The 11,733-nt window shown below is 67.3% G+C and carries 7 protein-coding genes and 1 tRNA gene; 6 read left to right on the forward strand and 2 right to left on the reverse strand.

The annotated features are described in order from the left end of the window. Window positions 1–266, reverse strand: a 266-nt coding sequence (locus M3C25_RS13210) for a helix-turn-helix domain-containing protein (RefSeq protein WP_375545134.1), incomplete at its 3' end; no start/stop codon positions are given. A gap of 44 nt (window positions 267–310) precedes the next feature. Here M3C25_RS13210 and M3C25_RS12460 point away from each other — a divergent pair. From M3C25_RS12460 to M3C25_RS12480, 5 genes are all read left to right on the forward strand, one after another. Further along, window positions 311–3,781 (forward strand): proline dehydrogenase family protein, encoded by a 3,471-nt coding sequence (locus M3C25_RS12460; protein WP_259857045.1) that lies wholly within the window; start codon window positions 311–313, stop codon window positions 3,779–3,781. Window positions 3,782–3,847: 66 nt separating this feature from the next. Next, window positions 3,848–4,150, forward strand: coding sequence for a cupin domain-containing protein (locus M3C25_RS12465; RefSeq protein ID WP_102161076.1), 303 nt, complete (start codon window positions 3,848–3,850; stop codon window positions 4,148–4,150). Window positions 4,151–4,296: 146 nt separating this feature from the next. Beyond that, a complete protein-coding gene (locus M3C25_RS12470) occupies window positions 4,297–7,077 on the forward strand; it encodes an ExeM/NucH family extracellular endonuclease (protein ID WP_259857049.1) in 2,781 nt (926 codons plus the stop codon). Window positions 7,078–7,265: 188 nt separating this feature from the next. Then, a complete protein-coding gene (locus M3C25_RS12475; protein WP_259857051.1) occupies window positions 7,266–7,682 on the forward strand; it encodes a DUF485 domain-containing protein in 417 nt (138 codons plus the stop codon). Further along, window positions 7,679–9,310, forward strand: coding sequence for a monocarboxylic acid transporter (locus tag M3C25_RS12480; protein WP_102161072.1), 1,632 nt, complete (start codon window positions 7,679–7,681; stop codon window positions 9,308–9,310). The genes M3C25_RS12475 and M3C25_RS12480 overlap by 4 nt, the downstream gene beginning before the upstream one ends. A 73-nt stretch (window positions 9,311–9,383) precedes the next feature. Here the strand turns inward: M3C25_RS12480 and M3C25_RS12485 are convergent. Beyond that, window positions 9,384–9,459: transfer RNA gene (locus M3C25_RS12485), tRNA-Arg, on the reverse strand. Between the two features lie 332 nt (window positions 9,460–9,791). On the opposite strand from M3C25_RS12485, the gene M3C25_RS12490 reads away from it, so the two are divergent. Continuing rightward, window positions 9,792–11,624, forward strand: a complete 1,833-nt coding sequence (locus M3C25_RS12490) for a phosphoenolpyruvate carboxykinase (GTP) (protein ID WP_259857053.1) — start codon at window positions 9,792–9,794, stop codon at window positions 11,622–11,624. The last annotated feature ends 109 nt before the right edge of the window (window positions 11,625–11,733 follow it).

An 11,733-nucleotide genomic window follows, 5' to 3' on the forward strand; every position in this document is an offset into this window, starting at 1 on the left:
TGCCAGCGTCGCACCCAGCGCCGCACGGAGGCGGCCGAGACTCCACTGCCTGCAGCTGCCTCGGCGACGGACGTCCCGGCCAGCACCTGCTCGACAGCGTGCAGGCGCACCTCGGTGGGCACCGCGCGTCCTGCCACGGCGACCACCTCCTCGGGAACAGTCAATACTTCTGACTCATCAGTATGGCAGATCGATGTGAGATGCATGACGTGGCGGGCGGGCCGACCGCATACTGGGCGCAAGCGCGGCAGGACGCCGCAGGGCATATCGCTCGGTTCGGCTGCCCGGGGCAGCTTGGCAAGGAGGCACCATGATCGAGGACACCAATCTCACGGCCATCACCGAGGCCGCCGTCGACCGCGTGCGCCGGTGGCTGCGGATCTCGGCCGGCACGCCTGCGGCCAAGGACCCGGCCGCCGAACGGCTCGCCGCGATCCTGTCCGACCCCAAGGGCCTGGACTTCACCGTCGGCTTCGTCGACCGCGTCATCCGCACCGAGGACTCCCACTCCGCCGCCCAAGCGCTGCGCGAGGTCGCAGCGATGGCCCCGGCGACGATCTCGGCTCTCGACCGCGCCCAGATCAAGGCCGGTTCGGCACTCGCCCCCATCGCTCCGCAGGTCGTCGTGCCCGCCGCCCGGGCCCGCCTGCGCTCGATGGTCGGGCACATGATCGTCGACGCCCGGCCTGAGCAGCTCGGCAAGGCCGTTGCCACGCTCACCGCTGACGGGCACCGTCTCAACATCAACCTGCTCGGCGAGGCTGTCCTCGGTGATGAGGAGGCTGACCGCCACCTGGAGCGCACCCACGAGCTGCTCGCCCGCGATGACGTTGACTACGTCTCCATCAAGGCCTCCTCGATCGCCTCGCAGATCAATCTGTGGGCCTTCGAGGACACCGTCGAGTACGTCCTCGACCGGCTGCGCCCGCTCTACCGCGAGGCCGCCAAGGCCCCGGCCGGTTCGAAGTTCATCAACCTCGACATGGAGGAGTACGGCGACCTGGAGATCACCCTGGAGGTCTTCACCCGCCTGCTGAGCGAACCGGAGCTCAAGCACCTCGAAGCCGGCATCGTGCTGCAGGCCTACCTACCCGATGCGCTGGCCGCCATGCAGCGCCTGGCCGCCTTCGCCGATGAGCGCGTCGCCGACGGCGGGGCCGGCATCAAGGTCCGCCTCGTCAAGGGCGCGAACCTGCCGATGGAGCAGGTGCATGCTGAGATCGCCGGCTGGCCGCTCACGACCTGCCCGTCGAAGGAGGCCACCGACGCCAACTATAAGCGCGTGCTGCACTGGCTGTTCCAGCGCGAGCGGATGACCGGGCTGCGCATCGGCGTGGCCGGCCACAACCTCTTCGACATCGCCTTCGCCCACGAGCTGTCCCTGTCGCGCGGGGTCGCCGACCGGGTCGAGTTCGAGATGCTGCAGGGCATGGCGACTGAGCAGTCGGCGGCGATCAGCGCCGATGTCGGCCAGCTGCTGCTCTACGTACCGGCCGTCCACCCGGCTGAGTTCGACGTCGCGATCTCCTACCTCGTCCGCCGCCTGGAGGAGAACTCGTCTGCGGAGAACTTCATGTCGACGATCTTCGAGCTGCGCAACGGCAACGCCGCCTTCCGCCAGGAAGAGGAGCGCTTCCGCGCCGCCGTCGACGATCTCAAGGAGATCCTCGCCGCTGACGGTGAGACGGCCCCGCGCCCGAACCGCACGCAGGACCGCACCCAGGAGTACGCCGGCGACCACCGCCTCGGCGAGTTCGTCAACGAACCCGACACCGACCCCGCACTGCCGGCCAATCAGCGCTGGGCCGAGCAGCTCATCGAACCGGTGCGCGCCGGTGACTGGCTTCAGGGCCGCCCCGCTCCCGAGGCGGTGGAGTCGGTTGCCGATATGGAGTCCCGGATCGCTGCGGGCAAGGCCGCTGCGAGCGGCTGGCGGGAGCTCGGTGCCGCCGGCCGCGGGCAGATCCTGCTGGCTGCCGCTGATGTCTTCGCCAACCGCCGCGGGGAGTTCCTCACGACGATGGCCGCCGAGGCCGGCAAAACCTTCGCGCAGTCCGACCCGGAGGTCTCCGAGGCGATCGACTTCATCCGCTACTACGCCGGCCAGGCCCTCGAACTCCAGCAGATCGCCGGCGCCCGGTTCGAACCCGATGAGCTCGTCGTCGTGACACCGCCGTGGAACTTCCCGGTCGCGATCCCGACCGGTTCGACCGTCGCCGCACTGGCCGCCGGTGCCTCGGTCATCCACAAGCCGTCCTCACCGACCCCGCACTGCTCGGCGCTGCTCGTCGAATGCCTGTGGCAGGCCGGTGTGCCGCGCGAGGTGCTGCAGATCGTCGCCCCGAGCGAGGGCGACATCGGCAAGGCGCTGCTCGCCCACCCCGACGTCGACCGGGTCATCCTCACCGGTGCCTCGGAGACGGCCTCGCTGTTCAAGAGCTTCAACCCCGAACTCGAGATCAACGCTGAGACCTCGGGCAAGAACGCTCTGGTCATCACCCCGGCCGCCGACCGCGACCTCGCTGTCGCCGACCTCGTGGCCTCCGCGTTCGGCCATGCCGGGCAGAAGTGCTCGGCGGCATCGCTGGGCATCCTCGTCGGCTCGGTGTATGACTCCGAGCGCTACCGCCGGCAGATCGTCGACGCCGCCTCCTCGATGGTCGTCGACTACCCGACGAACCTCTTCGCCGAGATGGGCCCGCTGACCGAAGAGCCCTCCGAGAAGCTCGAACGTGCCCTCACCCAGCTCGACGAGGGCGAATCGTGGCTGGTCGAGCCGAAGATGCTCGACGACTCCGGCCGGCTGTGGAGCCCCGGCGTCAAGGACGGCGTCAAGCCCGGCTCGTTCTTCCACCTCACCGAATGCTTCGGCCCGGTGCTCGGCCTCATGCATGCGAAGGACCTCGATGAGGCCCTTGAGCTGCAGAACGCCGTCGACTTCGGCCTGACCGCCGGCATCCACTCACTCGACACCTCCGAGGTCGCCCAGTGGCTCGACGAGGTCGAGGCCGGCAACGTCTACGTCAACCGCGGCATCACCGGCGCGATCGTGCGCCGTCAGCCCTTCGGCGGCTGGAAGCTGTCCTCGGTGGGTCTCGGCTCGAAGGCCGGCGGACCGAACTACCTCATGCTCTTCGGCGACTGGCGCGATGCCGAGCTGCCCGGCGACGCGCACGCGACCGCCGGCACCGGTTCGGACTGGCTGGCGAAGGCCTACGGCGATGATGAGAAGGTCTACCGGGAGTTCTTCGGCAAGCCGGCCGACCCGACCGATCTGCAGGCTGAGGCCAACATCTTCCGCCACCTGCCCCGTCCGGTCACGATCCGCGTGACCCCCGACGCCGCTGGCGACCATGTGCGCCGCACCGCCCATGCCGGCCGGACCGTCGGCGCCCCGCTGCTCGTCTCGGTCCACCCCGACTGCTCCGACGAGCTTGTCGAAGCCGCCCGCGACGCACTGCAGGCGAGCACCGCCTCGGCGACGGGCACTGAGACCGAGGTGGCAGTCGAGACCGCCGACGCGTTCGCTTCCGCCGTGGCGGATGGCAACTACGACGACACCGTCGGCGCCCGGATCCGGATCGTCGGCTCGGTCGAACCGGAGCTGCGGGAGGCGACCGTCGACCGTCCCGAGGTCGCGCTCATCGACCAGGACGTCGTGAGCTCAGCCCGCGTCGAGCAGCGCTACTACGTCCACGAACAGGCGATCTCGATGACGCTGCACCGGTTCGGCAATCCGAGCAGCGACTTCCACGAGCTCGCACACGACCTCATGGGCTGAGTCCCGCCCGATCGCAGCCATGGCCGCGGACGCATGATCGCATGCGCCCGCGGCTATGCTGTTTGCATGAGCGAGTACACCCAGGCGATTGCGACCGTCCAGATCGACAACGAGTTCACCCGCGTGACCGAATGGCGCTTCCCGCCCGGATCCGAGACGACGATGCACGTTCATGAGATGGACTATGTCGTCGTGCCGACCGAACCGGGCACGCTGACGGTGGTGACACCGGAGGAGACGTTCGAGAACGTGCTCGTCCCCGGCGCCAGCTACACCCGCCCGGTCGGCAGCGAGCACAACGTCATCAACAAGTCCGACACCGAATGCGCCTTCGTCGAGGTCGAGTTCAAGCAGCGCACCGGCAGCTGAGCCTGCCGAGATCGCTGACAGGTTACGTGTTGTTCAGCAGAACTTTGGACCGGACTCCCGATTTCTGAGTGAATCCTGGGTACCGTGGAAGAGTCTCATCTGCACTCCCGGTCATCCGGGGTGCACTCCGACTGAAGGATTCCTCCATGCACTCCCTCCATCTGCGCGCAACGGCTGTGGCCGGTTCCGTGCTCATCGCAGCCGGCACCTCCGGTGCGCTCATCGCCATTCCGGCGGCTGCGGCACCGGCCGGCACGGCGACGATCTCCGAGATCGCCTACGCCGGTGCCGACGACACCGACTTCATCGAGATCGCCGCTGATCCCGGCACCGACCTCTCCGGCTGGACCGTCGGCTCGGTCACCCGTGGCGGCGACCCGCAGTCCGACGCCCACGTCGTGACCCTGCCGGCTGGCACCACTGCCCCGGACTCCGGCGCGCACGCGGTGATGGTGCCGATCACCAACTCCGTCAAGTCCGGCACCGCCGCCGATGGCGCATACGGCTCCTCTGCCTTCGTCGTCGATGCCGACGGCGAGCTGCAGGACTTCGCACAGGTCGGCGGCACCGCCGGCGGCCGCGGCGTCACCGCAGGTTCCAGCGACCAGCTGCCCGAGGCGGCCCAGGGCGCGCAGGCGACCCCGACCGGCGCGACGGCCCCGAAGGGCCAGTCGATCCAGAAGTCCGGCAGCAGCTGGAGCGCCGGCACACCGACTCCCGGCGAACTCTCCGGCGACGCACCGAACCCCGACCCGACAGACGACCTCACCGACGATCCGACGGATCCGGCCAACCTCACCCCGATCTCCGAGATCCAGGGCACCGGTCAGACCAGCCCGCTCGACGGCAAGACCGTCAGCACCCGCGGTGTCGTCACCGCCGCCTACCCCGAGGGCGGCCTCGACGGGTACTTCATCCAGACCGCCGGCAGCGGCGGCGACGCCCACCAGGTGCCCGGCGCCTCAGAGGGCCTGTTCGTGTACTCGAAGGACACCGTCGGCACCGTCAAGCCCGGCGTGCACGTCGAGGTCACCGGCACGGTCAGCGAATACTACGGCCAGACCCAGATCACCGTGACCGGCAGCGGCCTGACCGAGCTGAGCGAGCCGGCTGAGGCCCCCAAGCCGTTCACCGGCGCGCTGCCGGACGGCGATGAGGCCCGCGAATCGCTTGAGGGCATGCTCGTCCACCCAGCCGGCCCGATCACCGTGGCCGACACCTACACCGCCAACCGCTACGGCGAGGTCGGCCTGACCAACGGCACGAAGCCGCTGCGCCACCACACCGACGCCCACCGCCCCGGCACCGACGAGGCCAAGAAGCTCGAAGCTGAGAACAACGATCGCTTCTACCTCCTCGACGACGGCGCGACCCGCGACTTCACCGGCAAGGCCAGCGACGTGCCGGTGCCCTACGTCTCCCTCGACAACCCGGTGCGCGTCGGCGCTGAGGCGACCTTCACCTCGGCTGCGGTGCTCGGCTACGGACACGACACCTGGCGCCTGCAGCCCACCGCGACCGTCACCGGTGACAACGACGACGAGGCCGCTCCGGCGACGTTCGCCAACAACCGTCCGGCCGCTCCCGAGGCGGTCGGCGGGCAGCTGAGCATCGCCAGCTACAACGTGCTCAACTACTTCCCGACCACCGGTGACGAGCTCTCAGGCTGCCAGTACTACACCGACCGCGAGGGCAACCCAATCACCGTGCGCAGCGGCTGCGCTGCCCGCGGTGCGGCCAACGCCGAGAACTTCGAACGCCAGCAGGCCAAGATCGTCAACGGCATCAACACCCTCGATGCCTCGATCGTCGCGCTCGAGGAGATCGAGCAGTCGGCGGCCTTCGGCAAGGACCGCGACGACGCACTCAACCAGCTCGTCGACGCGCTCAACGCCGCTGCCGGTTCTGAGAAGTGGGCGGCTCCGGCCAGCCCCGAACAGGTCCCGGCCGTCGGTGAGGATGTCATCCGCACCGCGTTCATCTACCAGACCGCGAAGGCCGAGCCGGTCGGCACCCCGGCGATCCTCGACAACGCGGCCTACAAGAACGCCCGCGCCCCGCTCGCGCAGGCCTTCGCGAAGCCCGGTGACACCGAGGCGGAGTTCGTCGCGATCGTCAACCACTTCAAGTCCAAGGGCTCCGGCTCCGGTGACGGCAACGAGGACTCCGGCGACGGCCAGGGCGCCTCGAACGCCGACCGCGTCAAGCAGGCGAAGGCGCTCGTCGGGTTCGCCGATGAGCAGAAGAAGGCCACCGGAACCGATAAGGCGTTCCTGCTCGGCGACTTCAACTCCTACACCTTCGAGGACCCGATGCAGGTGTTCTACGAGGCCGGTTACACCAACCTCGGTGAGGAGCACACCGACGAGCAGACCTATCTGTTCGGCGGCCGCGTCGGCAGCCTCGACCACATCCTCGCCAGCGCAGAACTCGCAGGCGATGTCACCGGTGCCGATGTGTGGAACATCAACTCCGGTGAGTCGGTCGGCCTGGAGTACAGCCGCTACAACAACAACGTCCGCAACCTCTACGACGATTCGGTCTTCCGCTCCTCGGATCATGATCCGCTCATCGTCGGCTTCAACGTCGACGAGGACGCCGGTGAAGAGCCGACCGACGATCCGAGCCAGGATCCGACGGTCGACCCGACGGTGGATCCAAGCGATGACCCCTCCGATGACAACGGAGACGATCAGGGCAACAACGACGACGACCAGGGTCAGAACGATGATGACCAGGGCCAGGACGACGGAGACCGCAAGGGCTCGCCGGACTCGTCGAAGGATCCGCGCACGGATCGCCAGTACTCAGCTGACGATCGCCGCCTTCCGCGCACGGGCATGGAGCTCGGCAGCCTGGCCGTGGCCGGTGTGCTCGTCGGCCTCGGTGCCGGTGCGGTCGCACTGACCCGCCGCCGCAAGGGCTGACCAGGGCGTATACCTGTCCACGCAGATGCCGGCTGGAGACCGCAGGGTCCCCGGCCGGCGTTTTCTGTGTGCAAGATCACAACATCTTGATAACAGGCTGAATGATGTGGTGTCAGTCACAGTTTCATCGACGTATTGTTTCGCAGAGCCGCGTCCAATCCTGCGGCAGCGAAAGGAATGGTGTCCCAGTGTCTCCACCGACCGCAGCTATCGACTTCGAGAAAGTCGAATCCCAACCGGAGTTCCAAGCGCTGAAGAAGAAGCACCGCTCGCTGGTGCTGCCGCTGAGCGCGTTCTTCTTCCTCTGGTACTTCGCCTACGTTTTGCTCGGCGCCTATGCCCATGACTTCATGGCGACCCCGGTGATCGGCAACATCAACCTCGGCATCTTGCTCGGCCTCGGCCAGTTCGCCACAACCTTCATCATCACGATGGTCTACGTGCGCTTCGCCAACCAGCGCATCGACCCGGCAGCCAACGAGATCCGCCTGATGCTGGAGAAGCAGGCCGCCGACTTCGCCGAACGCCCCGCAGACACCCCCGGCGCCCATACCGTCGGCAAAGCCGCAGAGACCCTTGCCGAGAACGAGGAGGGCCAACGATGACGCTCGCAGCCGCACTGACCACGGTGGCCCAGGACAATCCCACCGCAGAGAACAATCCCGTCCTCAACATCGCGATCTTCCTCGTCTTCGTCGCCATCACGATGACGATCGTCTTCCGTGTCGCCAAGCGCAATGCGAGCGCTTCCGACTTCTATGCCGGTGGTCGATCGTTCTCCGGCCCGCAGAACGGCTTTGCGATCTCCGGCGACTACCTCTCAGCCGCCTCCTTCCTCGGCATCGTCGGCGCCATCGCGGTGACCGGCTACGACGGCTTCCTCTACTCGATCGGCTTCCTCGTCGCCTGGCTCGTCGCTCTGCTGCTCGTCGCCGAGCTCATGCGCAACACCGGCAAATTCACGATGGCCGATGTGCTCTCCTTCCGCCTCAAGCAGCGCCCCGTGCGCCTGGCTGCGGCGATGTCGACACTGGCGGTGTGCTTCTTCTACCTGCTCGCCCAGATGGCCGGCGCCGGTGGACTCGTGTCCCTGCTGCTGGGCATCGACAGCAAGACCGGCCAGTCGATCGTCGTCGCCGTCGTCGGCGTGCTCATGATCATGTACGTCTTGTTCGGCGGCATGAAGGGCACCACCTGGGTGCAGATCGTCAAGGCGTTCCTGCTCATCGGCGGCGCTGGCATCATGACCGTCTGGGTGCTGGCGATCAACGGGTTCAACTTCTCCCAGCTGCTTGGCGACGCCGTTGCCAATGCGACTGCTGACCCACCCGAGGCGCTGCTCGCCCCAGGACTCAAGTACGGCGCGCTGCCGATCGACTTCGTGTCCCTGTCGATCGCTCTGGTGCTCGGCACCGCTGCGCTGCCGCACGTGCTCATGCGCTTCTACACCGTCCCGACCGCACTTGAAGCCCGCCGCTCGGTAGTCTGGGCGATCTGGCTCATCGGCATCTTCTACCTCTTCACCCTGGTGCTCGGCTACGGCGCTGCCGCCATGGTCGGCTCCGAGGCGATCGAGAACGCCCCAGGCGGAGTGAACTCGGCAGCACCGCTGCTCGCGCTCGAACTCGGCGGGCCGATCCTGCTCGGCACGATCTCGGCGGTCGCCTTCGCGACGATCCTCGCCGTCGTCGCCGGCCTGACGATCACCGCAGCAGCATCGTTCTCGCACGACATCTACAACTCGGTCATCAAGCGCGGCACCGCCACGCAGCAGACCGAGGTGAAGGTCGCCCGCATCACCGTGCTGGCCATCGGCGGTGTCGCGATCTTCGGCGGCATCGGCGTGCAGGGACAGAACATCGCCTTCCTCGTCGCCCTGGCCTTCGCGGTTGCGGCGAGCGCGAACCTGCCGACGATCCTGTACTCGCTGTTCTGGCGCCGATTCACCACCCGCGGTGCGGTGTGGTCGATCTACGGCGGACTCATCACCGCCGTCGGCCTCATCGCGATCTCCCCGGTGGTCTCCGGCACGGAGACCGCGATGCTCGGGCCGAACATCGACTTCGCAATCTTCCCGCTGCAGAACCCGGGGATCATCTCGATTCCTGTCGGATTCCTGCTCGGCTTCATCGGATCGCTGACCGACAAGCGCGGTGAGGATCCGAAGCTCGCAGCTGAAATGGAGGTCCGCTCGATGACCGGCTACGGCGCTGAGAAGGCCGTCGAACACTGAGCGACTCAGCATCTCTGCAGGTCAGAGACTGAATAGCGAAACCGCCGCCCGGAAGCCGGGCGGCGGTTTCAGTTGGCGCGCCACGAGGGATTCGAACCCCCAACCTTCTGATCCGTAGTCAGATGCTCTATCCGTTGAGCTAGTGGCGCACTGTCGCAATGACCAGAACAACTATACACACGATCGCCCGCAAGCCAAAATCCGCACCCTGCGGTCTTCCCACATCCGCCAACCACCGCCTCGGGCGTGGCGGCCTGGAGCCGAAACCAGGCTTTGGGAATATACGTCATACCAATGGGAATATTCGTCTCTTATCTGACGCCTCTTGAGCATAAGTGCTCGGCTTGTGACTCAATGCACAGGCGCGATGCCCACGAATCCCCGGTGCCTGCGAAGAACGGTTCGTACGGTGGAGACATCGCTTGGCGGCGATGGCCGCACAGGCAGAAACTCCGAAACCCCGACAGATCAGGAGATCCTCATGACCGTCCTCGACCGTGGCTCAGTCGAAGACCTGCTTGCTGGTGCACCGACCAGCAACGAGAAGATCCTCAGCTTCATCCGCTCGATCGCCGAGCGCACCACTCCCGACCGCATCGAGTGGATCACCGGCGAGGACGACCAGAAGCGCGCACTGCAGAACCAGCTTATCGAAGCCGGCACCCTCAAACCGCTGCCCAAGCAGAAGGACTCGTTCTACGCCGCCTCCGACCCGGACGATGTCGCCCGCGTCGAAGAGCGCACCTACATCTGCTCGCGCGATGAGGCCGACGCCGGCCCGCTGAACAACTGGATGGCTCCCGATGAGATGAAGTCCATCCTCCACGACCTCTTCGACGGCTCAATGAAGGGCCGGACGATGTACGTCATCCCGTTCGTCATGGGACGTGCGGATGCCGACCAGCCGATGTTCGGCATCGAGGTCACCGACTCCGCCTACGTCGTCCTGTCCATGCAGATCATGGCCCGCTGCGGCACTGCCGAACTCAAGGCCATCGAGGAGCACGGCGGCGAGTTCGTCGAATGCGTCCACTCCGTCGGCGCGCCGCTGGAGCCCGGCCAGGAGGACGTCGCGTGGCCGTGCAACACGACGAAGTACATCACCCACTTCCCCGAAGAGCGCGCCATCTGGTCGTTCGGCTCCGGCTACGGCGGCAACGCACTGCTGGGCAAGAAGTGCTACTCGCTGCGCATCGCCTCGGCGGTCGCCCGCGAGGAGGGCTGGCTGGCCGAGCACATGCTCATCCTCAAGCTCACCAGCCCTGAAGGTGAGGTCAAGTACATCGCTGCGGCCTTCCCGAGCGCCTGCGGCAAGACCAACCTTGCGATGATCGAGCCGACGCTTAAGGGTTGGAAGGCCGAAACGCTCGGCGACGACATCGCCTGGATGCGCTTCGGCGCCGACGGCCAGCTCTACGCCGTCAACCCGGAGTTCGGCCTCTTCGGCGTGGCACCGGGCACCGGCTACACCACCAACCCGACTGCGATGCGCGCGATCGAGGCCGGCGGCAACGTCTTCACCAACGTTGCGCTCACCGATGACGGCGACGTCTGGTGGGAGGGCATGACCGAGGAGACCCCGTCCCACCTGACCGACTGGAAGGGCAATGACTGGACTCCGGAGTCAGGCACCCCAGCCGCGCACCCGAACTCGCGCTTCTGCACCCCGATCACCAACACCCCGACGCTTGCCGATGAGTACGAGAACCCCAACGGCGTGCCGATCTCGGCGATCCTCTTCGGCGGCCGCCGCAAGACGACGATGCCGCTGGTGACCGAGACCAGGGACTGGACCCACGGCGTGTTCATGGGATCCACCCTGTCCTCGGAGACGACCGCTGCGGCCAAGGGCCAGGTCGGTGTCGTGCGCCGCGATCCGATGGCGATGCGCCCGTTCATCGGCTACAACGTCGGCGACTACTTCCGCCACTGGCTGGAGATCGGCCGCACCGAGGGTGCGAAGCTGCCGAAGATCTTCTACGTCAACTGGTTCCGCCGCGACGAGGACGGCTCGTTCCTGTGGCCGGGCTTCTCGGAGAACTCCCGCGTCCTCAAGTGGGTCTTCGAGCGCGTGGCCGGCACCGCTGAGGCCGTCGAGACCCCGCTGGGCCACACCCCGGCCGAGGGCTCGCTCGACATCGACGGCCTCGACGTGACCGAGGAGCAGCTGCGCAAGGCGCTTGCCATCAAGCCCGAGGAGTGGGCTGAGGAGCTCGCCTCGATCGAGGAATGGTACGACTCGCTCGGCGATCACGTCCCGGCCGAGCTCAAGGCCGAGGTCGACAACCTCCGCCAGCGCCTCGGCGTGCAGTGACGCCGCACCCCTGACTGAGTCGGGGGGGGGGGGGGGGGGGGGGGGGGGGGGGGGGGGGGGGGGGGGGGGCGGGGGGGGGGGGGGGGGGGGGGGGGGGGGGGGGGGGGGG

The organism is Brevibacterium luteolum (genome assembly GCF_025147615.1).
In the GTDB taxonomy this organism is placed as follows: Bacteria; Actinomycetota; Actinomycetes; order Actinomycetales; family Brevibacteriaceae; genus Brevibacterium; species Brevibacterium luteolum.